The organism is Bradyrhizobium sp. 44 (genome assembly GCF_023073095.1).
In the GTDB taxonomy this organism is placed as follows: Bacteria; Pseudomonadota; Alphaproteobacteria; order Rhizobiales; family Xanthobacteraceae; genus Bradyrhizobium.
Genome location: NZ_JADPIY010000008.1, coordinates 711,313 through 735,639 on the forward strand (window position 1 = coordinate 711,313; position 24,327 = coordinate 735,639).

27 protein-coding genes are annotated in these 24,327 nt (G+C 65.2%); 18 read left to right on the forward strand and 9 right to left on the reverse strand.

The window, feature by feature from the left end; translation table 11 throughout:
* Positions 1 to 33: 33 nt before the first annotated feature.
* Positions 34 to 1,008, reverse strand: coding sequence for a nitronate monooxygenase family protein (locus IVB41_RS05425; protein WP_247285803.1), 975 nt, complete (start codon positions 1,006 to 1,008; stop codon positions 34 to 36).
* Positions 1,009 to 1,184: 176 nt separating this feature from the next.
* Here IVB41_RS05425 and IVB41_RS05430 point away from each other — a divergent pair, with 176 nt between their 5' ends.
* On the forward strand, positions 1,185 to 2,072 hold the full coding sequence (locus tag IVB41_RS05430) for a LysR family transcriptional regulator (protein ID WP_247427599.1): 888 nt from the start codon (positions 1,185 to 1,187) through the stop codon (positions 2,070 to 2,072).
* Here the strand turns inward: IVB41_RS05430 and IVB41_RS05435 are convergent.
* Positions 2,069 to 2,722 (reverse strand): DNA-3-methyladenine glycosylase, encoded by a 654-nt coding sequence (locus tag IVB41_RS05435; RefSeq protein WP_247427602.1) that lies wholly within the window; start codon positions 2,720 to 2,722, stop codon positions 2,069 to 2,071. The genes IVB41_RS05430 and IVB41_RS05435 overlap by 4 nt on opposite strands.
* A 112-nt stretch (positions 2,723 to 2,834) precedes the next feature.
* Between IVB41_RS05435 and gluQRS the strand changes: the two genes are divergently transcribed.
* Together gluQRS and IVB41_RS05445 are read left to right on the forward strand one after the other, a co-directional pair.
* Entirely contained in the window at positions 2,835 to 3,707 is an 873-nt protein-coding gene (gluQRS, locus tag IVB41_RS05440; protein ID WP_247427607.1) for a tRNA glutamyl-Q(34) synthetase GluQRS, read from the forward strand.
* A 105-nt stretch (positions 3,708 to 3,812) separates the two neighbouring features.
* Positions 3,813 to 5,132: an ATP-binding protein gene (locus tag IVB41_RS05445; protein ID WP_247427610.1), complete on the forward strand. Its 1,320-nt coding sequence runs from the start codon at positions 3,813 to 3,815 to the stop codon at positions 5,130 to 5,132.
* Here IVB41_RS05445 and IVB41_RS05450 read toward each other — a convergent pair.
* Positions 5,059 to 5,952: a YihY/virulence factor BrkB family protein gene (locus IVB41_RS05450; protein ID WP_027565623.1), complete on the reverse strand. Its 894-nt coding sequence runs from the start codon at positions 5,950 to 5,952 to the stop codon at positions 5,059 to 5,061. The genes IVB41_RS05445 and IVB41_RS05450 overlap by 74 nt on opposite strands.
* 204 nt (positions 5,953 to 6,156) lie before the next feature.
* Between IVB41_RS05450 and IVB41_RS05455 the strand changes: the two genes are divergently transcribed.
* The 6 genes from IVB41_RS05455 (at position 6,157) to IVB41_RS05480 (ending at position 10,162) form a co-directional block, all read left to right on the forward strand.
* Positions 6,157 to 6,351: a twin transmembrane helix small protein gene (locus IVB41_RS05455; protein WP_247427614.1), complete on the forward strand. Its 195-nt coding sequence runs from the start codon at positions 6,157 to 6,159 to the stop codon at positions 6,349 to 6,351.
* A 1-nt stretch (position 6,352) separates the two neighbouring features.
* Positions 6,353 to 6,925, forward strand: a complete 573-nt coding sequence (locus IVB41_RS05460) for a cob(I)yrinic acid a,c-diamide adenosyltransferase (RefSeq protein ID WP_247285810.1) — start codon at positions 6,353 to 6,355, stop codon at positions 6,923 to 6,925.
* A gap of 125 nt (positions 6,926 to 7,050) precedes the next feature.
* Positions 7,051 to 7,800, forward strand: coding sequence for an electron transfer flavoprotein subunit beta/FixA family protein (locus tag IVB41_RS05465; RefSeq protein WP_018453239.1), 750 nt, complete (start codon positions 7,051 to 7,053; stop codon positions 7,798 to 7,800).
* On the forward strand, positions 7,800 to 8,744 hold the full coding sequence (locus IVB41_RS05470; protein WP_027514159.1) for an electron transfer flavoprotein subunit alpha/FixB family protein: 945 nt from the start codon (positions 7,800 to 7,802) through the stop codon (positions 8,742 to 8,744). Before IVB41_RS05465 ends, IVB41_RS05470 begins: the two co-directional genes overlap by 1 nt.
* Before the next feature lie 193 nt (positions 8,745 to 8,937).
* A complete protein-coding gene (locus tag IVB41_RS05475; RefSeq protein WP_007597339.1) occupies positions 8,938 to 9,819 on the forward strand; it encodes a 3-hydroxybutyryl-CoA dehydrogenase in 882 nt (293 codons plus the stop codon).
* Positions 9,820 to 9,967: 148 nt separating this feature from the next.
* The gene (locus IVB41_RS05480; protein ID WP_007615312.1) at positions 9,968 to 10,162 is read left to right on the forward strand and encodes a hypothetical protein; all 195 of its coding nucleotides are present in this window, start codon (positions 9,968 to 9,970) and stop codon (positions 10,160 to 10,162) included.
* A gap of 11 nt (positions 10,163 to 10,173) precedes the next feature.
* Here the strand turns inward: IVB41_RS05480 and tlpA are convergent, their stop codons facing one another.
* Positions 10,174 to 10,863, reverse strand: coding sequence for a thiol:disulfide interchange protein TlpA (gene tlpA / locus IVB41_RS05485; RefSeq protein WP_247427616.1), 690 nt, complete (start codon positions 10,861 to 10,863; stop codon positions 10,174 to 10,176).
* A gap of 106 nt (positions 10,864 to 10,969) precedes the next feature.
* Here tlpA and argH point away from each other — a divergent pair, with 106 nt between their 5' ends.
* From argH to lysA, 3 genes are all read left to right on the forward strand, one after another.
* The gene (gene argH / locus IVB41_RS05490; protein ID WP_247427619.1) at positions 10,970 to 12,367 is read left to right on the forward strand and encodes an argininosuccinate lyase; all 1,398 of its coding nucleotides are present in this window, start codon (positions 10,970 to 10,972) and stop codon (positions 12,365 to 12,367) included.
* A gap of 93 nt (positions 12,368 to 12,460) precedes the next feature.
* The gene (locus tag IVB41_RS05495) at positions 12,461 to 12,751 is read left to right on the forward strand and encodes an LPS translocon maturation chaperone LptM (protein WP_247285814.1); all 291 of its coding nucleotides are present in this window, start codon (positions 12,461 to 12,463) and stop codon (positions 12,749 to 12,751) included.
* Between the two features lie 23 nt (positions 12,752 to 12,774).
* The gene (gene lysA / locus IVB41_RS05500; protein WP_247404345.1) at positions 12,775 to 14,040 is read left to right on the forward strand and encodes a diaminopimelate decarboxylase; all 1,266 of its coding nucleotides are present in this window, start codon (positions 12,775 to 12,777) and stop codon (positions 14,038 to 14,040) included.
* Positions 14,041 to 14,097: 57 nt separating this feature from the next.
* Here the strand turns inward: lysA and IVB41_RS05505 are convergent, their stop codons facing one another.
* On the reverse strand, positions 14,098 to 14,688 hold the full coding sequence (locus IVB41_RS05505; protein ID WP_247357797.1) for an SRPBCC family protein: 591 nt from the start codon (positions 14,686 to 14,688) through the stop codon (positions 14,098 to 14,100).
* 110 nt (positions 14,689 to 14,798) lie between these two features.
* On the opposite strand from IVB41_RS05505, the gene IVB41_RS05510 reads away from it, so the two are divergent.
* Together IVB41_RS05510 and IVB41_RS05515 are read left to right on the forward strand one after the other, a co-directional pair.
* Positions 14,799 to 15,497 (forward strand): helix-turn-helix domain-containing protein, encoded by a 699-nt coding sequence (locus tag IVB41_RS05510; RefSeq protein WP_027565615.1) that lies wholly within the window; start codon positions 14,799 to 14,801, stop codon positions 15,495 to 15,497.
* A 134-nt stretch (positions 15,498 to 15,631) separates the two neighbouring features.
* Positions 15,632 to 15,958, forward strand: coding sequence for a DUF1330 domain-containing protein (locus IVB41_RS05515; protein WP_027565614.1), 327 nt, complete (start codon positions 15,632 to 15,634; stop codon positions 15,956 to 15,958).
* A 401-nt stretch (positions 15,959 to 16,359) separates the two neighbouring features.
* Here IVB41_RS05515 and IVB41_RS05520 read toward each other — a convergent pair whose 3' ends face one another.
* Together IVB41_RS05520 and IVB41_RS05525 are read right to left on the reverse strand one after the other, a co-directional pair.
* Positions 16,360 to 17,256, reverse strand: a complete 897-nt coding sequence (locus IVB41_RS05520; RefSeq protein ID WP_247427622.1) for an NAD(P)-dependent oxidoreductase — start codon at positions 17,254 to 17,256, stop codon at positions 16,360 to 16,362.
* A 132-nt stretch (positions 17,257 to 17,388) separates the two neighbouring features.
* The gene (locus tag IVB41_RS05525) at positions 17,389 to 17,772 is read right to left on the reverse strand and encodes a carboxymuconolactone decarboxylase family protein (RefSeq protein ID WP_027514149.1); all 384 of its coding nucleotides are present in this window, start codon (positions 17,770 to 17,772) and stop codon (positions 17,389 to 17,391) included.
* Positions 17,773 to 17,938: 166 nt separating this feature from the next.
* Between IVB41_RS05525 and IVB41_RS05530 the strand changes: the two genes are divergently transcribed.
* Complete coding sequence (locus tag IVB41_RS05530) at positions 17,939 to 19,873, forward strand: TIGR02302 family protein (RefSeq protein WP_247427625.1); 1,935 nt, start codon at positions 17,939 to 17,941, stop codon at positions 19,871 to 19,873.
* The gene (locus tag IVB41_RS05535) at positions 19,861 to 21,021 is read left to right on the forward strand and encodes a DUF4175 family protein (protein WP_247285827.1); all 1,161 of its coding nucleotides are present in this window, start codon (positions 19,861 to 19,863) and stop codon (positions 21,019 to 21,021) included. The genes IVB41_RS05530 and IVB41_RS05535 overlap by 13 nt, the downstream gene beginning before the upstream one ends.
* 136 nt (positions 21,022 to 21,157) lie before the next feature.
* Here the strand turns inward: IVB41_RS05535 and IVB41_RS05540 are convergent, their stop codons facing one another.
* Positions 21,158 to 21,532, reverse strand: a complete 375-nt coding sequence (locus tag IVB41_RS05540; RefSeq protein WP_247427628.1) for a response regulator — start codon at positions 21,530 to 21,532, stop codon at positions 21,158 to 21,160.
* 59 nt (positions 21,533 to 21,591) lie between these two features.
* Complete coding sequence (locus IVB41_RS05545; RefSeq protein ID WP_247429054.1) at positions 21,592 to 22,473, reverse strand: MJ0042-type zinc finger domain-containing protein; 882 nt, start codon at positions 22,471 to 22,473, stop codon at positions 21,592 to 21,594.
* Between the two features lie 191 nt (positions 22,474 to 22,664).
* On the opposite strand from IVB41_RS05545, the gene ftsE reads away from it, so the two are divergent.
* Positions 22,665 to 23,324, forward strand: coding sequence for a cell division ATP-binding protein FtsE (gene ftsE, locus IVB41_RS05550; protein ID WP_008135325.1), 660 nt, complete (start codon positions 22,665 to 22,667; stop codon positions 23,322 to 23,324).
* Positions 23,317 to 24,285: an ABC transporter permease gene (locus IVB41_RS05555; protein ID WP_027514144.1), complete on the forward strand. Its 969-nt coding sequence runs from the start codon at positions 23,317 to 23,319 to the stop codon at positions 24,283 to 24,285. Before ftsE ends, IVB41_RS05555 begins: the two co-directional genes overlap by 8 nt.
* Positions 24,286 to 24,327: the final 42 nt, after the last annotated feature.

Below are 24,327 nucleotides of genomic sequence, written 5' to 3' on the forward strand. Positions count from 1 at the left end.
GGTGTCCTCCCGTTTTATTGTCGTTCCGAGTCGTCAGGCGCTGGCGCGCATCAGGAAATCCTGTCGGGCCTGGTCGAATTCCCGTTTCATCCGGTCGACGAGTTCGGCGACTGGCGGCGCGTCTGCGATCTGGCCGATACCCTGGCCCGAGCCCCAGATGTCGCGCCACGCCTTGGATTTCATGTTGCCGCCGGAGCCGAAGTTCATCTTCGTCTTGTCCGCGGCCGGCAGGTTGTCCGGATCGAGCCCGGCCGCGGCGATCGAAGGGCCGAGATAGTTGCCGTGCACGCCGGTGAAGAGGTTGGTGTAGACGATGTCGTGGGCGGCGTGCTGCGTCAGGGCGGATTTGTAGGCTTCGTCAGCATTGGCTTCCTTCGTCGCGATGAAGCGCGTGCCCATATAAGCGAGGTCGGCGCCCAGCGTCAGCGCGGAGGCGATTGCGAAGCCATCGCTGATTGCGCCCGACAGCAGGATCGCGCCGTCGAACCATTGCTTGACCTCACGTACCAGCGCGAAAGGCGAGAGCGTTCCTGCATGTCCTCCAGCGCCGGCGCAGACCAGGATCAGCCCGTCGACGCCTTGCTCGGCCGCCTTGCGCGCGTGCTTGACGTTGATGACGTCGTGGAACACGAGGCCGCCGTAGGAATGCGCGGCCTCGACGAGCTCGGCGGGCGGTCGCAGCGAGGTGATGATGATGGGCGCCCTGTGCTTCACACAGGTCTCCATGTCCTTCATCAGCCGGTCGTTGGAGGCGTGGCAGATCTGGTTGACGGCGTAGGGTGCGACCTTCTTGCCGGGATTGAGCGATTTGTATTCGCCGAGTTCGTCCTCGATGCGGCTCAACCACTCGTCGAGCTTTTCCACCGGACGGGCATTGAGCGCCGGAAACGAGCCGACGATGCCGGCCTTGCATTGGGCGATCACCAGCTCAGGGCCCGAGACGAGGAAGAGCGGCGAGCCGACCACGGGCAGCTCGAGCGAATCCTTCAAGAGAGCGGGCAGCGCCATGATGTCCTCCCGGAAAACGCAGCCCGCCGGCGGGCGGATGACGTGGCGTTTCCCTTTGATCGTCGCGGGCGAGTTGCCGCCCATGTTTCACTTCACGCCATTATAGGGGTTGGAGTGCGGCCTCCCATCGTTCAATATTGAACGGATGACTATTCAGATTTGAACAGAGGCCGCTCATGGACTGGGACCTTTGCAAGACCTTCGTCGCGGTCGCCGATACCGGCAGCTTCACCGGCGCGGCACGCCGGCTGCACAGCAGCCATCCCACCGTCAGCCGCAAGATCGCGGCGCTGGAAGCCCAGCTCGGTACCAGGCTGGTGGCGCGCGCCGCCGACGGCCTGGCGCTGACCGCGGAGGGACGGACGCTGCGCGAGCACGCCGAGGTGATGGCGGCGGCCGCGCTGCGGGCGGAGACGGCAGTCTCGGCCGGAGGGCACAAGGCGCGCGGGACCGTCAAGCTGTCGATCGGCGCGACGCTGGCATCGCATTGGCTGATGCCGCGCCTGCCTGCGTTCCTGCGCGCGCATGATCACGTCCAGCTCGAGGTCATCACCCATCCGTTTCCGGCCAGCGTACGCCGGCGCGAGGCGGACGTGGTGCTGCGGCCTTTCGACAGCGGCGAGGAAAATCTGGTCGGCCGCAAGGTCGGCCGTCTCGGCACCGGATTCTACGCCTCGCGCGAGTACGCCGGCGGGCGGTCCCTGCCGGAACGGCGCGGCGAGTGGAAGGGGCACAGCGTCATCGGTTTCGCCGATCAGGCCTCCAATGCCCAGCTTGCGCGCTGGAGCGACGTCGTCACGCGTCAGGCCAGGGTGGTGATGCGCTGCTCGTCGCAGGGCGACATGCTGGCGGCGGTCCGCGCCGGACTCGGAATCTCCGCCCTGTCGTGCTTCGTCGCCGAAAGCTATCCCGATCTCGTGCGTGTCGCGCCCCAGAAGCTCGCCAGCATCGCGGACCTGTGGCTGCTCGCCCATCCCGACCTCGTCGAACTGCCGGCGGTGCGGGCCGTCATCGACTTCGTCGCCGATTGCGCCCGGACCGATCGCGTTAGGCTGCGGGGCTAAGCTGATCCCGCGATGACGCCTTCGCGTTTTTTTACCGCGCGATAATAGCTCCACCACAGATGCGCCGCCGCGCCGCGCAGGGGGCGCCAGGGTTCGGCGAGCGGCGCCATCTGCTTCTCCGTCGGCCGCGCCTGCAAGCCGAGCCCGATGCGGATGCCTTCCTGCACCGCGAGGTCGCCGGCCGGCCAAGCGTCGCCATGGCCCAGGCAGAACAGCAGATAGACGTCTGCGGTCCACGGCCCGATGCCGGGCAGTGCGATCAGCGTGTGGTGCGCGGCATCGGCGTCTTCTTCTGCGAGCACGTCGAGGTTCAGCCGCTGTGCGGTGATCTCGCGCGCGAGATGTTTCAGCGTCCTGATCTTGGCGGCGGACAGGCCGAGCCGCCCCAGCCGGTCAGTGCGGGCGCGGCGGACCGCCTCGTGATCGAACGGATCGAACGCTGCGGACAGCCGTCCCCAGATCGCCGCGGCGCTCGCGGTCGAGAGCTGCTGTCCGCAGACGATGTGGGCAAGCCCCGTAAAGCCCGGCTCGCGCCGGCGCAATGCCGGCATGCCGGCAGTCGCCAGCACGGGCTTCAGGCGCGGGTCGTGCTTGACCAGCGCATAGACGGCCTCTTCGAGATCGGATTGGGTTTCGAGGTGGATGGTCATCGCTTGCTGAACTCGTTGTGCGCGGACTTGACCCGCGCATCCATCTCCTATCGTAACAGAGTGTTGGAAGATGGATGATCGGGTAAGCCCGGCCATGACGAGATTTGTGCATATGTCGCCACCCGTTTTCCGATTTGCCCCGAGTCCGAACGGTTTTCTGCACCTCGGCCACGCCTATTCAGCGCTGTTGAATTCCGACCGCGCGCGCGAGACCGGTGGGCGGCTCTTGCTGCGGATCGAGGACATCGACGCGACGCGTTGCCGGCCGGAATATGAGACAGCGATCTACGAAGACCTCGCCTGGCTCGGCATCGCCTGGGAGACGCCGGTGCGGCGGCAGTCGGAGCATCTCGACGCTTATCGCGCGGCGCTGGACAGGCTCTCGGCGCTGGGCCTGGTCTATCCCGCCTTCGAAAGCCGCGCCGAGATCACAAGGCTGGTTGCGGCGCGTGAAGCGGATGGGCCGTGGCCGCGCGATCCCGACGGCGCGCCGTTCTATCCCGGCGACGCCAGATCGCTGTCCGCCGACGAGCGAGACCGCCTCATCGACACCGGTGCGCCTTACGCGCTTCGGCTCGACATGGCGGCTGCCTGCCGCCGCGCCGCCGGCCTGAGCTGGAACGAACTGGGCGAGGGGCCCGATGGTGAGCGTGGTGTCGTTCCGGCGCGGCCAGAAGCCTGGGGCGATGTCATTGTGGCCCGCAAGGAGACGCCGACCAGTTACCATCTGTCCGTCGTTGTCGACGATGCGCTCCAGGACATCAGCGAGATCGTGCGGGGCCAAGACCTGTTCCACGCCACTTCGGTCCACCGTTTGCTCCAGGTTCTGCTCCGCCTGCCGGAACCCGTCTACCGCCACCATGGGCTAGTTCGCGACCAGGGTGGCCGGAAACTGTCGAAATCAACCAGCTCGATCGGCCTTCGTGAACTGCGCGCTGCCGGCGCCATGCCGGCCAGTATCCGCCAGTTGGTGGGATTAGATTAAGTTTCTCTGGGGGTTAGCCAAACGCCGCCGTGACTCCGGGTGTTCCGCCGTGCCATGCTCACCTGACGGCCCGGGGGTTCGAAGGGGATACTTCGAAGGGGAGTTATGGCGGCGAAAACGCGCGCAGCGCGCACTACGGGGACGTCCAAGCGAGTGGCTCGGAAGCGCTCCGGGCCGACTGCCCGGTTGCGCAAGCGCAGCACCAAGCGGGTCGAGCCGGACGTCGTCCAGGCCGCGCTTGCCGCCTTTGCCCATGAGGTCCGCACCCCCCTGACCGGCATTCTCGCGATCAGCGACCTGCTCGCGACGTCGGATCTCGGGGAACGGGAAAGACGCTGGGCCGACACGATCAAGGCCGGGGCCGAGCATCTGGCGAACCTTGCCACCCTGTTCGTCGATGCCGCCCGAAGTGGCAAGGGGACGGGGAAGGCGGTCGGGGGTGGAAGCTCGCTGCGGCAGGATTTGTTCGACCTGCGGACGCTCGCACGCAACGCCGGCGATTCGCTGGCCGGTCGCGCCGCGGCCAAGGGTCTCCAGGCCGAGGTCGATATCTCGGAGAAGCTGCCGGGGCTGGTGGTCGGTGATCCCGTTCGCCTCCGCGCCGCGCTCGAGAACCTGATCGACAATGCCGTGAAGTTCACCGAGCACGGCGGCGTGGCGCTCACGGTCGCGCCTTGGCGTTCCGCCAAGAGCAAGAGCAAGAGCAACAGCAAGGGCAGCACCAAGAGCAAAGGCAAAGCAAAGAACAAAGGCAGCGTCGGTGTCGCCTTTGCCGTGTCCGACAGCGGCATCGGCCTCACCATGGCCGAGATCAAGCGGCTGTTCCGGCCGTTTACCCAGGCCAATGTGACCATTGCCTCGCGCTTCGGCGGCGCCGGCCTGGGTCTGTCCTCGGTAAAGCAACTGGCGCGCGCGATGGGCGGCGACATCACGGTCGCCCCTCGGCCCGGCGGCGGCGCCACCTTCACGTTGACGGTGTCGGTGGATGCCACGGGATCGGGCAAGTCCCGCAAGTCGAAGGGTGAAGCCGAGATGGATGCGGTCCCGGCGCTGCGCTTGCTCAGCGTCGAGGACAATCCGTTCGGCCGCGTCGTGCTCAACACCATCCTGACCGAGCTTGGTCATCATGCCGAGTTCATCGGGCGCGGCGAGGACGCGGTGAACCGGCTCGCGCAGGGCGCCTTCGACGCGGTGCTGATGGATATGGTGCTGCCGGGCATCAATGGCGTCGAGGCGATCAGGCGGATCCGCACCATGGCGACGCCGCTGGCTCAGATCCCCATCATCGGGGTGTCCGGCCGCGGCGAGGACGAAGTCGCCTCACGCGAGGCCGGCGCCGACGCCTTTTTGGTCAAGCCTGTGTCTCCGCGGGCGCTAGCGACTGCGCTGCTTGCAGCGACACGCCGTGAGGAAGCCGCGACTTGATGATCGCGGCGTTGAGCTCGCCGCCGAAAACGAAGATCGCCGCGATGAAGTACAGGAACACCAGCGCGATGATCACCGAGGCGAGCCCCGCATACATCGTCACGTAATTGTTGGCGAAGCGCGCCAGATACTGCCCGAACACGATGCCCGAGATCAGCGACGCCACGATGGTGAAGACGATGCCGGGCAGGATCTGGAGGAACCGGCGCCGTCCCGCCGGCAACCAAGTATGCAGGATGATCAGCGCCACGACCAGCGCGCCGACGGTGATGCCGTAGCGCAGCCAGGTGAGGATCCTCTCGTTGGACTCGACGAACAGCGGAATGTGGGCGCGCGCGGCCTCGATGAGGAGCGGCCCGAGCACGATCAGGAATGCCATGGCGAGCGCGGTGATGGCCGCAATCAGCGTGTAGGCAATCGATTCCAGCCGTAGCCAGTACCAGGGCCGCATCTCCACGACCGCATAGGCGCGGTTCAGTGCGACCCGCAGCGCCTCGACGCCGTTGGAGGCGAAGTAGACCGACAGCACCGCGCCGATGGTGAATAGGCCGGTGCGGGTCGTGGTCAGCACGTCGTGGACTTCCCCCGAGATCGAATCCGCGACCTGCTTGGGCCAGACCTGGAGCATCAGGCTTGCGGCCTGGTCCGCGAGTTCCTTGGAGCCGAAGAAGCCGGCGAGCGAGGTCAGCACGATCAGGAACGGGAACAGCGCCATCAGTGTCGACAGTGCAATGTGGCTCGCGATCGCCCAGCCATCGTCGGCCAGGAACGTGTAGAACGCGTCCATCGCAACGACGTAGATGGCACGGATTGCCTTCACGCACCACCTGCACTGCTGTTGTCGTTTCCTCTTCCCGCGCGGGGGAAACGCATTCCGACCTCTCGCCGCAGGCGGGGAGAGGCGAAGAGGACGGGTAATTCGCGCAAATCCAGATTCATCCAGCTAGCTTCTGATATTATTGGCTTAAAAGCCAGATCGGGAACGCCATGGCGGACCGGCGCGGAGGGTGTTATTTACCCTCGAATGGCATCTCTTCTGAGTACTTTCATCCTGCCGATCGCGGTCGGCGCCGTGGCGTTGGTGCTGCTGCTCGGTCTCATCAACATGATGCGCGGCGGCTCGCCGAGCACCTCGCAGAAGCTGATGCGCTGGCGCGTGCTGCTTCAGTTCGTAGCGATCGTCATCGCGATGGTCGCCGTGTGGGCGATGGGGCGTTAACATGGTCGTGCTCAACCGCATCTACACGAAAACTGGTGACGACGGCACGACAGCGCTCGGCTCGGGCGAACGCCGGCCGAAATATGATCTGCGCATCGAGGCCTATGGCACGGTCGACGAGACCAATGCCGCGATCGGCGTGGTCCGGCTTCACACCAGGGATGCGCCCGAGCTCGACGCGATGCTTGGCCGCATCCAGAACGATCTATTCGACCTCGGCGCGGACCTCGCGGTGCCCGAACGTGAGGGCAAGGCGGAGCGGCTACGGGTGGTGGCGAGCCAGGTCGAGCGGCTCGAGCGCGACATCGACGCGCTCAACGACAAGCTGGCACCCCTGACCTCCTTCGTGCTGCCGGGCGGCACGCCGGCCGCCGCCTACCTCCATGTCGCCCGTACGATTTGCCGCAGGGCGGAACGCGTGATGGTGGAACTGGCGGCCCGGCCGGAAGAGCCCGTTGGTGCCGCTGGCATCCAGTATATGAATCGCCTGTCGGACTTCCTGTTCGTCGCGAGCCGCGCCAGTAACGACGACGGCGCCGGCGACGTGCTCTGGGTTCCGGGCCAGAATCGCTGACCCATTAGGCGGCGCATTTCTGGGCGCCAAAATTAGACCCCTTCGGCGCGTTGACCGGGCCGGATCAGGCCTTTAGGTTCCGCGCCAGTTGATAACCCCCTCCCAGATTGAGTGAAAGAGGATCGATGAAGGTCTTGGTGCCGGTAAAGCGGGTGGTCGATTACAACGTCAAGGTCCGCGTCAAGAGCGATGGATCGGGTGTTGAACTCGCCAACGTCAAAATGTCGATGAACCCGTTCGACGAAATTGCGGTCGAAGAAGCGCTGCGCTTGAAGGAAGCCGGCAAGGCGACCGAAGTCGTGGTGGTCTCCATCGGACCGGCGCAGGCCTCGGAAACGATCCGCACCGGTCTCGCCATGGGCGCCGATCGCGGCATCCTGGTGAAGGCTGAGGGCGCGGTCGAGCCGCTCGCCGTCGCCAAGATCCTGAAGAAGATTGCCGACGAAGAGCAGCCGGGCCTGATCATTCTCGGCAAGCAGGCAATCGACGACGACAGCAATCAGACCGGCCAGATGCTGGCCGCGCTGCTCGGGTGGTCGCAGGCGACCTTCGCCTCGAAGCTCGAGGTCGAAGGCAGCGACTTCAAGGTCACCCGCGAAGTCGACGGCGGCTTGCAGACCGTGAAGCTGAAGGGACCGGCGATCGTCACCACCGATCTCCGTCTCAACGAGCCGCGCTATGCCTCGCTGCCCAACATCATGAAGGCCAAAAAGAAGCCGATCGCGGACAAGACCGCTGCCGATTACGGCGTCGATCTCACCGCGCGCCTCGAGGTTCTCAAGACGACCGAGCCGGCGGGCCGCAAGGCGGGCGTCAAGGTCAAGGACGTCGCCGAGCTGGTGTCGAAACTCAAGAACGAAGCCGGGGTGCTCTGATGACGACGCTTCTGATTGCCGAACACGACAATGCGTCGCTCAAGGATGCGACCAACAAGGCCCTGACCGCGGCGGCCGCGCTCGGCGCGGACGTCGAGGTTCTGGTGGCCGGCGAGAACGCCAAGGCTGCAGCGGACGCGGCCGCAAAGCTTGCCGGTGTGAAGAAGGTGCTGCTCGCCGACGGCGCGCTCTACGCGCACGATCTGGCCGAGCCGCTGGCCGCGCTGATCGTCTCGCTGGCGCCGTCCTATGACGCCATCGTCGCGCCCGCGACCTCGCGCTTCAAGAACGTGATGCCGCGCGTCGCGGCCCTGCTCGACGTCATGCAGGTCTCGGAAATCACCAAGGTGGTCGCCCCCGACACCTATGAGCGTCCGATCTACGCCGGCAACGCCATCCAGACGGTGAAGTCGAAGGACGCCAAGAAGGTCATCACGGTGCGCACCTCCACCTTCGCCGCAGCAGGTGAAGGCGGCAGCGCGTCGGTCGAGAGCGTCGCGGCGGCGGCCGATCCGGGCCTGTCGTCCTTTGTCGGCGAGGAAGTCGCAAAGAGCGACCGTCCCGAACTGACCTCGGCCAAGATCATCGTGTCTGGTGGCCGCGCCATGCAGAGCCGCGAGAATTTCGCAAAGTACATCGAGCCGCTCGCCGACAAGCTTGGCGCCGGCGTCGGCGCTTCGCGCGCGGCGGTGGATGCGGGCTATGCGCCGAACGACTGGCAGGTCGGCCAGACCGGCAAGGTCGTGGCCCCCGAGCTCTATGTCGCAGTCGGCATTTCCGGCGCGATCCAGCATCTGGCCGGCATGAAGGACTCCAAGGTGATCGTCGCGATCAACAAGGACGAGGACGCGCCGATCTTCCAGGTCGCCGATTACGGCCTGGTCGCTGACCTCTACCAGGCGGTTCCGGAGCTGACGGCCGAACTCGGCAAGCTCGGCAAGTAAAAAACGCGCTAAAACACCGGCCGGAGCTATAAACTCCGGCCGGTGTTGCTTTTTGAGGCGTTTTCTTTGGCGCGGGACACGCCTTCGAAGCGATCCAATCTAGGTTTCGAGGCCGGGTTCTGATTAAATCAGACCTCCCGGCTCAGGGGGATAGGCAGGCGCGGTTGATAGCGCCGTTCCGGTGGATGACATTATGGCGGCAGTAATCAAGAAGGTCGGCGTGATCGGCGCGGGGCAGATGGGCAATGGCATCGCGCATGTCGCTGCGTTGGCCGGCTTCGACGTGGTGCTCAACGACATTTCGACCGACCGCCTCAAGTCAGGCATGGCTACGATCAACGGCAACCTGACGCGCCAGGTCTCCAAGAAGGCCGTTAGCGAGGACGACAAAGCCAAGGCGATGGCGCGTATCGTGGCCGGCGAGAAGCTGGACGACCTCGCGGACTGCGATCTCGTGATCGAGACCGCGGTCGAGAAGGAAGAGGTCAAGCGCAAGATTTTCCACGATCTCTGCGCGGTGTTGAAGCCGGAGGCGATCGTTGCCTCCGATACCTCCTCGATCTCGATCACGCGGCTCGCCGCCGCCACCGACCGGCCCGAACGCTTCATCGGCATTCACTTCATGAATCCGGTGCCGTTGATGGAGCTGGTGGAGCTGATCCGCGGCATCGCCACCGACGACCAGACCTTCGAGGCGTCAAAGGAATTCGTCGGCAAGCTCGGCAAACAGGTCGCGGTCTCCGAGGATTTCCCGGCCTTCATCGTCAACCGCATCCTGCTGCCGATGATCAACGAGGCGATTTACACGCTGTACGAAGGCGTGGGGAACGTCGAGGCGATCGACGCGGCGATGAAGCTCGGGGCGCACCATCCGATGGGCCCGCTGGAGCTCGCCGATTTTATCGGCCTCGATACCTGCCTGTCGATCATGCAAGTGCTGCATGAGGGCCTCGCCGACTCCAAGTACCGCCCGTGCCCGCTGCTGGTGAAATACGTCGAGGCGGGCTGGCTCGGTCGCAAGACCCAGCGCGGTTTTTACGACTACCGCGGCGCCAAGCCGGTTCCGACGAGATAAGCCGGTCTCGCGCCCCGGCTCTGCGTTGCGTCATTGCATGGCGCGCCGCGTCCGGAACACGGACAAAGCCCACCTAGGGCGTTTCGTGGCAATTCATGTTCCGTTAACCGCTCGCGTCTAGGTTACGGCCGGTACGAGGGTTTGCGTAATGGACATGATGGCGATGGTCAGCAGCATGCTGGCCTCTCAGCAAGGCGCGCTGCAGTCGAATATCTCGGCGACGCTGATGAAGCAGAACGCGGACGCGGAGAAATCCACCGTCCTGACGCTGCTCGGCGCCGGACAGCCCTCGCTCGCCAATGTCGGCGCCGGCGTCGGCAGCAACCTCAACGTCACCGCCTAAAACATCGTCGCCTAGAACGACGCGGCGGCTTTGCCCGTCGCAGCCCGGATCAGCTTGAGCGCATCTTCGCTCGCCCATTCCGCCGGCCCCGCGATCGTCGCGATCTCGCAGCCTTGGGGATCGACCAGCACCGAGGTGGGCATGCCCAAGGCTCGGCCTATCGCCTTAAGATCCTGAAAAACCTTGGCTTTCTGATCGTTGAAATAGCCGAGCCTGATAAGATTGGCCTCTTTCAGAAACGTCTTGGGCTTCTCGGGGTCCCGGGTGTCGATATTGATGGCCACCACCTCGAAGTTCGGCCCCGAAAGTTTGCCCTGGAGCTCGTCCAGCGCCGGCATTTCCTTGCGGCAGGGCACGCACCAAGTGGCCCAGAGATTCACCAGCAGCGTCTTGCCGCGGAAATCCGACAGCTTCTTCGGCCTGCCGTCGGCGTCCTCGAAGGCCAGGTCCGGCAGCTTCAGCGGTGCGGTCGCCATGGTCAGCGCCGCCACCTCGCCATGGGCGAGCGGGGCGATCTTCTGTGCCGTGTTCACCGCCGCCCGGCAGGCGGGATCGCCGGATGGGGACCGGCCCAGGCCGAGCCCGTACAGCGCGGCAAAGCCAGCCAGGCCCCCGACCACCACGGTGGCGATGACGACGGGGATGCGGCGCGTGGCCGACCGCACTTTCCTTTGGTCGAGCCGATCGTTGGGGTCGAGCATATCGTTTGTCATCCGGTCGCAGATATGGCTATCAGAGGCCTCTTAATACGGCTGGCAGCCGTCAGCAAACGTGCGGCGGCAACAGGCAAGGCGTGAGCAGGGGATCATGAGCAACAAGATGTGGGGCGGCCGGTTCTCGGAACGCCCCGACGAGATCATGGAAGAGATCAACGTCTCCATCGACGTCGATCGGCACCTCTTTGCCCAGGACATTGCCGCATCCAAGGCCCACGCCGCGATGCTGGCCGCGCAGGGCATCATCACGGCCTCTGATGCGAAAAATATCGGCAAGGGTCTAGACACGATTTTGTCAGAGATCGGCAAGGGCGGCTTCGAATTCAAGCGCGCGCTCGAGGACATTCACATGAATGTCGAGAGCCGCCTGTCCGAGCTGATCGGCCCCGCCGCCGGCCGCCTGCATACGGCGCGCTCGCGCAACGACCAGGTCGCGACCGATTTCCGTCTCTATGTCCGCGATGTCCTCGATGAGACCGACGCCTCGCTCGCCGCGTTCCAGCAGGCGCTGGTGGAGCGCGCGCTGGAGCATGCCGGAACGGTCATGCCCGGCTTCACGCACCTGCAGACCGCGCAGCCGGTGACCTTCGGCCACCATCTGCTCGCCTATGTCGAGATGGCCGCGCGCGATCGCGGCCGTTTCCAGGACGCGCGCAAGCGGCTGAACGAATCCCCGCTCGGAGCTGCAGCGCTCGCCGGTACCTCGTTCCCGATCGATCGTCACGCCACGGCGAAGGCGCTCGGTTTTGATCGTCCGATGGCCAACTCGCTCGATGCGGTCTCCGATCGCGACTTCGTGCTGGAGACGCTGTCGGCGGCCTCGATCTGCGCCGTGCACATGTCGCGCTTCGCCGAGGAGATCGTGATCTGGACCTCCCCGCTGGTCGGCATGATCCGCCTCAGCGACAAGTTCACCACGGGATCCTCGATCATGCCGCAGAAGCGCAATCCTGACGCCGCCGAGCTGGTGCGCGCCAAGACCGGCCGCGTGATCGGCGCGCTCAATGGGTTGCTGATCGTGATGAAGGGCCTGCCGCTCGCCTATCAAAAGGACATGCAGGAAGACAAGCAGGGCGCGATGGAAGGCTTCGCCGCGCTGTCGCTCGCGATCCGCGCCATGACCGGCATGGTCCGGGATCTCGTGCCTGATGAAGCGAAGATGAAGCTTGCTGCAGGCGAGGGCTACGCCACCGCGACCGATCTTGCCGACTGGCTGGTGCGGACGTTAAAGATGCCGTTCCGCGAGGCCCATCACGTCACCGGCCGCATCGTCGCGAAGGCCGCCGAGGGCGGCGTGGCGCTGCACGAGCTCCCGCTCAAGGAGATGCAGGCGATCGAGCCGAAGGTTACGAAAGACGTGCTTGGCGTGCTCTCGGTCGAATCGTCGGTCAAGAGCCGGACCAGCTTCGGTGGCACCGCGCCGAAGAACGTGGCGGCGCAGGCCAAGGCCTGGCTGAGGCGGCTGGAAAAAGAGCGAAAATTGGGCTGAGGGCAAAATTTCGCTTATGTTTCATGATCATCCGGGTCTCGCCAGAGCGCGCCAATCTCTGTATGGTGCGCCGCGCGTAGTGGGGATTTCGTCGTGACGTCAAAGTTTCGCCCGGCCGGCTCGGGGTGGGCCATCATTGTCTTGAGCCTGACGGCGCTCGCGCTTGCCGGCTGTGGCCGCAAGGGCCCGCTGGATCTGCCGCCGACCGCTTCGAGCGCGTCCACAGCCAACGTCGCACCGCCGACCGACACCGAGGCCGAAGCCCAGAGGACGCCGAGCGTGTTCAATCCCACCTATGGCGCGGACGCCGCACCGGCGGCGACCAAGGGCAGGAAGAAACCGTTTATCCTCGACCCGCTGCTGGACGAAAGACCCAGCCGATAGGCTGGGGCAACTGAGCCAACGCCATGAACCATTTTGACTATCGCAACGGCGTGCTGCACGCCGAGGCAGTGAACCTGTCCGAGCTGGCTGCAACCGTCGGCACGCCGTTCTATTGCTATTCGACCGCAACGCTCGAGCGGCACTATCGCGTTTTCACCGACGCTTTCGCCGGCGAGAAGGTGCTGGTCTGCTACGCCATGAAGGCGAATTCCAACCAGTCGGTGCTGCGCACGCTGGCCAGGCTCGGGGCCGGCGCGGACGTGGTCTCCGGCGGCGAATTGAAGCGCGCGCTGGCCGCCGGCATTCCGGCAAACAAGATCCTGTTCTCCGGCGTCGGCAAGACGGAAGACGAGCTGCGAGCGGCGCTGGCCGCCGACATTCTCTGCCTCAACGTCGAATCCGAGCCCGAGCTCGAGTTGCTGTCGCGCCTTGCGACCGAGACGGGCAAGACCGCGCGGATCTCGATCCGTGTCAATCCCGACGTCGATGCCGGCACCCACGCAAAGATCTCGACCGGCAAGTCCGAGAACAAGTTCGGCATCCCGATCGCGCATGCCCGCGAGGTCTATGCCCGCGCCGCGAAGCTGCCGGGCATCGAGGTCACAGGCACCGACGTGCATATCGGCAGCCAGATCACCGACCTGTCCAAGATGGAGATCGCGTTCCGCATCCTCTCCGAATTCGTGCAGACGCTGCGTGCCGACGGCCACAACATCTCGCATGTCGATTTCGGCGGCGGCCTCGGCATTCCCTATTACATGGACCGCGAGGCGCCGCCTGCGCCCGACGCCTATGCCGCGATGGTCAAGCGCGTCAGCCACAATCTCGGCTGCACGCTGATGTTCGAGCCGGGGCGCATGATCGTCGGCAATGCCGGCATCCTGGTCGCCAAGGTGATCTATGTGAAGCACGGTGACGGCAAGAATTTCGTCATCATCGACGCCGCCATGAACGATCTGATCCGTCCGACGCTGTACGAGGCCCATCACGACATTCTGCCGGTGACACAGCCTGCGAAGGGGGCCGCGACCATGATGGCCGACGTCGTCGGCCCGGTCTGCGAGACCGGCGACTACCTCGCGCTGGATCGCACGCTGCCGACGCCAAAGCCCGGCGACCTCATCGCCATCATGACCGCCGGCGCCTATGGCGCAGTGCAGGCCGGCACCTACAATACGAGGCCGCTGGTGCCCGAAGTGCTGGTGAAGGGCGACCAGTACGCCGTCGTGCGTCCGCGCATCGAGGTCGAGCAATTGATCGCGATGGATACGCCGGCGCCGTGGCTGTGAGGCTGTGATTGTTCACGATGAGCGCAGCTACCGCTGCGCCCATCGCTGCATTGACCCCTACTTCTTGAACCGGTCCTTGATTGCGGCGAGGCCGGAATCATAGACGCCGCCGAGGGCATCGACCGCTTCCTTCTCTCGCCCCGGGTCGGGCGTGTAGATGCCGGTCCATGTCACCACCGACGCGCCTTCACCCTTTGCCGTGACCTTGATGGTCGACTTATACTGGCTCACCGGCAGTGGGCTCGACAGGAACGCGTAGGAATAGCTGTAGTCTTTGTCGTTCCGCGCAGTCTGCGTCTCCACGAACGAAGCCTTGCCGTCCCTGGTGACGAGCGTGCGGGTTGGCGGCGACTTGCCGTCCACAATGCACTGCCCCACCGGCGGCAGCCAATCCTTAATCGCGCAGAACGGCCCGATCACGGACCACACCTCGGCCGCAGCACTGCTGACCTCGATGCTCCTCGTCAGATTGGCTGCGGACGCCGGCATGACGCCGACGCCCAGGCCGAGGGTGCAAATCGCGGCGCTGCGAACCGAAACGAGCAATCTGGAAGCCGCTGAATCGTATTTCTTCATGGTAATCTCCTGTGTCCGGCGGGCCGTGATGGCGGCGGCCGGCTTGCCAATGCCGGTCGAATAGACGCTCACCACCGTCCGCGGCCAGTTCAGAGAATGAATCGCTGCTGATACAGAAACTGAACTAGGAAGCCGTGCGCGGCGGCCCTAAGGTTGCGCCTTCGCTTGTCACGGAGACCCGCATGACCATTGGCAGCTACAGGCAGTTCTGTCCGGTCGCGATGGCGGCCGAGATATTATGCACGCGCTGGACCGTCGTGCTCCTTCGCGAACTCATTGCCGGATCGACGCGCTTCAACGAGCTGCGCCGCGGCGTTCCGCGGATGTCGCCTGCCTTGCTCTCGCAACGTCTCAAGGAGCTCGAAGCCGCCGGCATCGTTACGCGGCGGGCATCGGCTTCCGAGCGCGGTATCACCGAATATCTGCTGACCACAGCCGGACGCGAACTCGGCCCAATCGTGGAGGCGTTCGGCATCTGGGGCCAGCGCCGTATCGAGTCGGATCTGTCGCTTCAGCATCTCGATGTCCAGCTGTTGATGTGGGACATGCGGCGGAATTTGAACACGACGCCGATGCCGACCCGCCGCAGTGTGCTGCAGTTCGCGTATCCGGAATTGCCTTCGACGCAGCGATTGTGGTGGCTGATCGTCGATCCCGACGACAGTGTCGACCTCTGCTCGATTGATCCCGGTTTCGATGTTGACCTTTACGTGTCGGTTGATCTGCGCACCATGACGGCGATCTGGATGGGACTCGATACTGTGCGCGCGGCCGTCGCAAGCCGGCGGATGCTGCTCACCGGCGACCGGCAGCTTGCCGCGGCCATGCAAAGCTGGCTGGGCCTCAGCCCGTTCGCCAAGGAACGCAAGCTGGCGAGCTGATCCAGGGCGGCGCAATTCAGTATTTGTATCGCCCCGCTACAGTTCCCGTACTGGCGAGCCCCGGCCGTGTTCTGGCACCCAAGTGATGCCCGCCCCTATCAAAGCGGAGCTGAACTCGAGCCAGGAGACGCGGCATGACAGCCTATCTGATCGCAGACATCAAAGTGACCGACGGAAAATGGGTGCCGGACTATGCGGCCTCCGTTCACGACCTCGTGCACAAGCACGGCGGCAAGTACCTCTCGCGCAGCGGCAATGTGAAGACGCTGGAAGGTGCCCCTCTCGACACCTCGCTGATCGCGATCATGTCGTTTCCGACGGTGAAGGCAGCAGAGTCCTTCGTCACTGATCCCGCCTACAGCCGCTTCGCGGCAGCGCGCAGGGGCGGCAGCGAGAGCCGCTTCCAGTTGATCGACGATACCGACTTGGCCGGCACGATCCCCTATCTCGCCAAGGCTTGAACTGCGTTCGTCAAAAACTCGGCGCGCAGGCGCAGACCTGCCCGGCCAACACAGGAGATTGGAATGAACGATTCACTCGCGGGCGCCGGCCTGCTTCGCATGCTTTTCGTAGCTTGCAGCGTGGCCTTGCTGCTCGCACTTTCCGGCGTCGCGTCGGCCCGGGTCACACGGTGCGACATTACGTGGGTCAGCTGCAACAACACCTCTGCGAAATGCTCGAGCGAGAGACGGTGCATGCGCAGGTGCGACGAGAAGTATATCAAATGCAGCGGGGCCTCGGCCTCCCTGCAACCGGAGCGGCCGATCGACCTTCTGGAACTTGGGCAGGCGCCGCTCGTAGCAGATCGATCCAAGGAGGACTGCGCAGCGCCGGTCGCCGGCGCTGCGTTTTCGTGTTGGCGCTAGCTGGGTGGCCTGCCGCCAACCACAACGCCCGCCTTCTTCTCGATCGGCTTGATCGCCGCGGTGAAATCGGACTCGGCGCCTTCCGCGCTGATGACCGTCTCCCACAACCGCCCGACCGCATCCGCGACTTCCATCGACAGGCCGAGCTGCTTCATCTCCTCCAGCGCCAGCCGCACGTCCTTCACCATCAGTCCCGTGGCGAAGCCGAAGTCGAAGCTGCGCGGCAGCACCGAGCGCGGAAACTTGTCGCGGCTCGCGGTGTTCATGCCGGAGCCCGCATTGATGACGTCGATCATCACGGCGGGATCGAGCCCCGCCTTGACGCCCATCACCACCGCTTCCGAGGTCGCCACGATCGCGGTGGCCGACAAGAAGTTGTTTGCGAGCTTCATGGTCTGCGCCGCGCCGGGCTTCTCGCCGATGAAGAACACTTTCCCGATGATGTCGAGCGCGGGCTTGAGCAGCTCGAACTCGGTCTTCGGCCCCGAGACCATCACCGCCAGCGTACCCTTCTCCGCGCCGCCGACGCCGCCGGAGACGGGGCAGTCGATCTGCACGATGTCATGCTTGGCGAGCAGGCTGTGAATCTTAACCGCCATCGCGGAGCCGACCGTGGAGAGGTCGATGAAGCGCTTGACGCGGCTCCCCTCGATCACGCCGTTCGGCCCCGTCGCAACCGCGAGCGAAGCCTGCAGCGAGGGCAGGCTCGCCATGACCGTCTCGACCTGGTCGGCGACGTCCTTCGGCGACGTCGCTGCAGTGGCGCCGCGCGCCACCAGCTTGTCGACGACCTCCCGGCGCGTGTCGAACACGACGAGCCGGTTGCCGGCCTCGATCAGCCGCCGCGCCATCGGGAAACCCATGTTTCCGAGGCCGATGAATCCGATGTCCATGGTGTTTCCTTCCCGTTGTCATTGCGAGGAGCGAAGCGACGAAGCAATCCAGACTGTCGCCGCGGAGGGGTTCTGGATTGCTTCGCTCCGCTCGCAATGACGAAGCGATAGAGTTAAGAGCGTTAGTCTAGCTCACGCCTTGCCGTCGATCTCGGCGAACACCTCGCGCGCGATCCGAAAACTGTCGACCGCGGCCGGCATGCCACCATAGATTGCGACCTGCATCAGGATCTCGCGGATCTCGTCGCGGCTGACGCCGTTGGTGAGTGCGCCCTTCAGATGCGCGCGGAATTCGTGCTGACGATTGAGGATCGCGATCATCGCGATGTTGAGCATGCTGCGGGTCTTGCGCGGCAGCTCCTCGCGGCCCCACACCGTGCCCCAGCAATATTCGTTGAGCATCTCCTGAAACGGACGGTTGAAATCGTCGACGCTCTTCAGAGCGTTGTTGACATAGGCCTCGCCGAGCACCGCTTTGCGGACTTCCAGGCCCTTGTCGTGCATCTTCTTGTCCATGGCGTTTCCTTCTTTTTCCTTGGATGGCGGCGCGGAAATTACGGGGTTGCGGCGGGCCAGTCACGTCCTCGTGTTATGCGGGAAAAGGGGTGTCTCCCGTACAGGAACGGATGCCTCAGTGCTGCCGTTGTGGTACGCTTCTCTACCGGGCAACCTGGAGAGTTGATTGAACGGCGTCACCCCCGACCCGTCAGACCCGATCCGCGATGGCGACGCTCTGTCGCGGCTGAAGCTGGCGCAAGCCCTGCAACGGGCCACTTATGCCATCGCGTGGGAGCGTGCCTGGCCAAATTTGGCGCGGCTTCTTACCGTCGTCGGTCTGTTCCTGGTGGTGTCCTGGGCCGGCCTCTGGCTGGCGCTGCCGTCCATTGCCCGCGCCATCGGTCTTGTCGTTTTCGCCGGCGTTGCGATTGCCGTCCTGTTCCCATTGAGTCGCTTCCGCTGGCCGAGCCGCGCGGAGGCTCTGGCCCGGCTCGACCGCGGCTCTGGCATCCGTCATCGGCCGGCCACCACGCTGACGGACACGCTGAGCTCACAGGACCCGGTTGCGCAGGCCTTGTGGCGGGCGCAGCGCGAGCGCACGCTGGCTTCGATCAAGCGCATCCGCGCCGGTCTGCCGCAGCCCCGGCTCGCTCTGCATGACCCCTGGGCGCTGCGCGCGCTGGTCATGGTGGTGCTGGTTGCGACCTTCTTCGCCGCCGGCGACGAGCGTGCGATGCGGCTCGGGGCCGCCTTCCACTGGAACGGCGTACTGGCGCCGACGAATGTTCGCGTTGATGCCTGGGTCACGCCACCGCTCTACACCGGCAAGCCGCCAATCATCCTGTCGGCGGCGAACAAGGAGGCCGCGGCGCTGCCGGCCAGCGGGCCGCTTGCCGTTCCCGCAGGCTCGACCCTGATCGTTCGCTCCTCCGGCGGCAGCCTTGATGTTGTCGTCTCCGGCGGCCTCAAGGAAGTCGCGCCCACAGAAGCCGCGCCCAAGGGTACCAATGAGAAGCATTTTGCCATCAGCGGCGACGGCACTGCGCATGTCCGCGCTCCCTCCGGCCAGCCGCAATGGGTGTTTGCGGCAACGCCGGACCGCGCGCCGACGATCGCGCTGGCCAAGGATCCCGAGCGCCAGGCCCGTGGCGGACTCCAGCTCACTTACAAGGTCGAGGACGATTACGGCGTCACTGGAGCTGACGCGCAAATCGGCCTGCGTACCGTCGATGCCAAGGATGGCGTTAAGGATGGCGTCAAGGAGGCCGCCGCGCGGCCGCTATTCCAGCCTCCGCAATTCCCGCTCGTGCTGCCGAATGCGCGCACCCGAAACGGCGTCGGCCAGACGGTGAAGGACCTCAGCGAGGATCCCTATGCCGGCGCCGACGTCACGCTGACCCTCACCGCCAAGGACGAGGCGGGCAACGAGGCCAGGAGCGAGCCCTTCAACATGCGCCTGCCCGAGCGACTGTTCACCAACTCGCTCGCGCGCGCGCTGGTCGAGCAGCGCCGCATCCTCGCGCTCGACGCCAACAAGAACTCGGATGTCTACGCCGCGCTCGACGCGCTGATGATCGCACCCGAATTGTTCACGCCGGATGCGGGCTGCTATCTCGGCCTGCGCAGCCTGGCGCTGCAGCTGGAAGCCGCCCGCACCGACGACGCGATGCGCGATGTGGTGAAAAGCATGTGGGCGTTCGCGGTCACCATCGAGGACGACGGTGTCGCCGGCAGCGTCAACGCCGCGCTGCGTTCGGCCCAGGACGCGCTCAAGCGGGCGCTGGAACGCGGCGCCAGCGAGGACGAGATCAAGGCGCTGACGCAAAAGCTTCGCGAGGCGATGGCCGGCAAGGTGCGCGATCTCGCCCGGCGCGCCGAGCAGAATCCGCTTGGACCCCGGCAGCCTTTCCCGGCAGAGGTTCAGCTCATCCTCGACAAGTCCATCGAGCTGAAACAAAAGACCCAGAACGCCACGCCCGAGCAGCTCCAAGAGCTGGCGAAGCAGCAGGACGCGCTACGCGAGCAGCTTCAGGCCTATCGCAAGTCGGCGAACAACCGGGCGAAGACGGGCAACGACGGGGCCAACCAGTCGACGCGAGACCGTAAATGCGGAAGTTAGCACGCGTGCCAGTCTTGAAGGCGATCTCGATCGCTTGTCTCGCCTTCCTGTTGGGAGGCGTCTCGCCCGTGGCTGCCCAGCAGGATCAGGATGTTGATGCTCTGCTCGATGGCGCTGAAAAGGCGATGCAGGATTCCGGCGACAGTCTCAGGCAGAAGGAATCCGGCAAGAGCCTGAACAATCAATCCGATGCGATTCAGAAGCTCGAGGACTACAAGCGCGCGACGGAAAAGAGCCAATCCTCCAATCGCGATCGTTCCGTCATCACGCAGCGCGACCTGGACGAATTGCTGAAGCAAATCGAGAAGGCCGCGCGCGAAGGCAACAAAGAAGCGGCCCAGCGCATGCTCGAGCAGCTCGCGCAGATCATGGAAAATCTCCAGATGGCGCAGCCCGGGCAATCCGGCGACAGCGACATGGAGCAGGCGCTCAACGAGCTCAGCGACATGATCCGCAAGCAGCAGCAATTGCGCGACAAGACTTTCAAGCAGGGGCAGGATTCCCGGCGTGAGCGCTCGCGCGGCAAGCAGCAGGGCGACCAGTCGATGTCGGACCTCCAGCAGGATCAGCAGTCGCTGCGCGACCGGCTGAAGAAGCTGCAGGACGAGCTTGCCAAGCGCGGCCTCGCGCAGAAGGGGCAAAAGGGCCAGAAGAGCCAGGGCCAGAAAGGGCAAAAGGGTCAGCAGGGCGAGCAGGGACAACCGGGCCAGGACGGCGATCAGGACGGTGACCAGGGCGATGACGACGGCAGTCTTGACGCCGCCGACGGGGCCATGGGCGATGCCGGCTCGCAGCTCGGCGAAGGCAATTCGGACGGTGCCGTGGACGCGCAAGGTAAAGCGCTCGAGGCCTTGCGCAAGGGCGCGCAGAAGATGGCCGAGGCGATGCAGCAGGGCGATGGCGACGGGCAGGGCGATGGTCCCGGCAACCGGCCCGGCCGTCAGCAGAGCGGCGGCAATCAGACCGATCCGCTCGGTCGCCCCCTTCACGGCCGCGATCTGAGCGACGACTACACGGTCAAGATCCCTGGCGAGATCGACGCCCAGCGCGTCCGCCGCATCCTCGAGGAGCTCCGCCGCCGCTTGGGGGACAGCTCGCGCCCGCAGATCGAGCTCGACTACATCGAGCGGCTGCTGAAGGATTTTTGAGTTCTCTGTCATCGCCCGGCTTGACCGGGCGATCCAGTTCTCCGAGACGGTTGTGATTCAATCGAGAGGTCGCGGCGTACTGGATGCCCCGGTCAAGCCGGGGCATGACAGCGGAATACGTGGCGCCCCGACGCAGCTACCCCTTCTTCGCCGCCAGCGCATCCGCCACTGCCGTGCGGATGTCGGCGACCGAGAACGGCTTGGTCACGACGTCATGCACCAGCGCATTGAGGTTCGAGGCGCGCTCGCGCTGGTCGGCAAAGCCGGTCATCAGCAGAATGGTCAGTTCGGGGAAATCGCGTGCGACTGAAAGCGCCAGCGCGATGCCGTCCATCACCGGCATCTGGATGTCGGTGAGCAGCAGGTCGAATGCGCCGTTCGCGCGAGTCAGAATCTCCAGCGCCTCGGCGCCGTCTTGCGCGGTGACGGTCTCGTGGCCGTCCATGGCGATGGCGCGCGCCACCAGCTGGCGCATCGAATCCTCGTCGTCGGCGATCAGGATCTTGGACATCAGACCAACCTTGGGATCAATCTCGCGACCAACTTTGCCTGCGAGACTTGCGAAATCGATTATACGCTGCCGCCGGCGATGTCGCGCCGGTTGAAGAAGCGAACGTCGATATTTCGGCCCTCCGGCGGCGGCGAGGCCAGGCGCGAGCGGAAAAAGGCGCGCTCGCCGGGCTGTAGCACGGTCTGTTCCAGAACCGCGTTCCAGGCATAGATTTCCGCGCCCTGCGCGTCGCGCACCGCGAAGCGCAACCGGGGAATGTCGAGCGGCTTCTTGCCCTGGCCCACGATCACGCCCTCGATCACCAGCACCTGCTTACCGTCCACGGTCTCGCTGGAGAGCTTGACGTCCTTGAAGGCCAGTGCGCGCAGATTAACTTCAAGGCCGACCATCCTGTAGAAGGCGGACGTCTGCGGCAGCAGCCGCACCATATCGCCGCGCCAGATCACCAACGCCAGCACCAGCGCGCCCATGGCGGCGCAGGCGGTCGGCAGGCCGAAATGGGATTTTCGCGGGGCCGCCTTGGCCACCGGGCGGCGCACTCCCGCGCCGCGGCGACTGCCGAACAGGCCACGGAACCAGGACTGGTGCTGCTCGCCGACGACTTCCTCCTCGACGGACCGGGCGGCCGCGGACCATTCGTCCTCGGCGTCGCTGGTTTCCTGGTCCGGCCAGTCGCTGGCGATCGAGGGGCTGTCAACGACAGGCGCCTCAGCGGCGCCGTCGTCCTGGGCATAGGAGTTCCACTGCTCGGCGAGATCGGACTGGTCGTCGCCCCGGCTGGCCGCGGCCATGGCCGGTACAGATGCCTCCTCGATGGCATCCTCGGCATGGGCGACCCAGGTTTCCTTGCAACGGGAACAGCGCACGGCCCGGCCGTTCGCCCCAAGGCTCGCGGGCTTGATGGCGTAGGATGTCGTACAATGAGGGCAGACGATATGCATGGACGAGCCTTGATGCATGGCCAAGTCGTGACGGTGACACGGTCGCGGAGAACCGAGCGGGAAAGATGCTACCAATTATGCTACAGGACGACCGTTAACGAACCGGAAACCATAACGGCCGCAAAACCCGCTGATCGCGTGTAGCGGAGCACAGCCGTGCGGCCCGCGGCCTCTCTCGAACGGAGCTGAGCTTGGTTCGGTTCGAAAATGTCGGATTGCGTTACGGCCTGGGGCCCGAGGTCCTGCGCGACCTCAACTTCCAGATTCCGGCGCATTCCTTCCAATTTCTCACCGGCCCGTCCGGCGCCGGTAAGACCTCATTGCTGCGCCTGTTGTTCCTGTCGCATCGCCCGACGCGCGGCCTCGTCAATTTGTTCGGTCACGACATCTCGCAACTGGGCAAGGACGAGATCGCAGACTTGCGCAAGCGCATCGGCATCGTGCTCCAGGATTTCCGCCTGCTTGACCACATGACCACCTATGAGAACGTCGCGCTGCCGTTCCGCGTCATGGGCCGCAGCGAATCGAGCTACCGCAAGGAGGTCATCGATCTGCTGAAATGGGTCGGGCTCGGCGAACGCATGGACGCGCTGCCGCCGATCCTGTCCGGCGGCGAGAAGCAGCGCGCGGCAATCGCGCGCGCCGTGATCTCGCGGCCGCAGCTGCTACTGGCCGACGAGCCGACCGGCAGCGTCGATCCGACGCTTGGCCGCCGCCTGCTGCGGCTGTTCATCGAGCTCAACAAGTCAGGCACCGCCGTCATCATCGCCACCCACGATATCGCCCTGATGGACCAGTACGAGGCGCGACGCTTCGTGCTGCACCAGGGACGGCTGCACGTCTATGAGTAGGCCCGACGAGCGCGGCGTGCTGGTCGATCTCGGGCAGGAGGGGCCGCCGCTTCCGGCCCGGGCGCGCAACATGTCGCCGATCGTGCCGCGCGCCTCGATCCACGGCCGCGCGCTCGTCGCCGTCGTCGCCATCATGACCTTCCTGGCGTCGATGACGACCGGCACGGTGCTGCTGGTGAGCGCCTCCGCCGCCGAATGGCAGTCGGATGTCGCGAGCGAGATCACCATCCAGGTCCGCCCGCAGACGGGCCGCGATCTCGAACGCGACACCGCGGCAGTGACCGAGGCCATGCGCGCGCAAGCCGGCATCGTCGAGGTCAAGCCGTTCACCAAGGACGAGAGCGGCAAGCTGCTCGAGCCCTGGCTCGGCACCGGGCTGTCGATGGACGATCTGCCGGTGCCGCGCATGATCATCGCGCGCGTGCAGCCCGGCACGGCGCTCGATCTCGGCGCTCTGCGCGCCCGCGTGACCCAGGTGGCGCCAAGCGCCAGCGTCGACGATCACCGCGCATGGATCGAGCGCATGCGCTCGATGACCAACGCCACCGTGCTCGCCGGTCTCGGCATCCTCGCGCTCGTCATCGTCGCCACCATCATCTCGGTGTCGTTCGCGACCCGGGGCGCCATGGCGGCGAACCGTCCGATCGTCGAGGTGCTGCATTTCGTGGGCGCCGGCGACCGCTATATCGCCAACCGCTTCCTGCGTCATTTCCTCAGGCTGGGGCTGGAGGGCGGCGTGATCGGCGGCGGCGCCGCCATGCTGGTGTTCGGCTTCTCCGAGTCGATTGCAGGCTGGTTCTCCGGCACCCCCGTCGGTGACCAGTTCGCCGCGTTGCTCGGCACCTTCTCGCTGCGGCCGTCCGGCTACATCGTGCTCGCGGTGCAGGCCGTGCTGATCGGCGCCATCACCGCGGTCGCCTCGCGCCAGACGCTGTTCGCGACGCTGAATGATGTCGATTGAGGCCGACAAACCGGACTCCACTTCGCCTCAAAACGTCCTAAA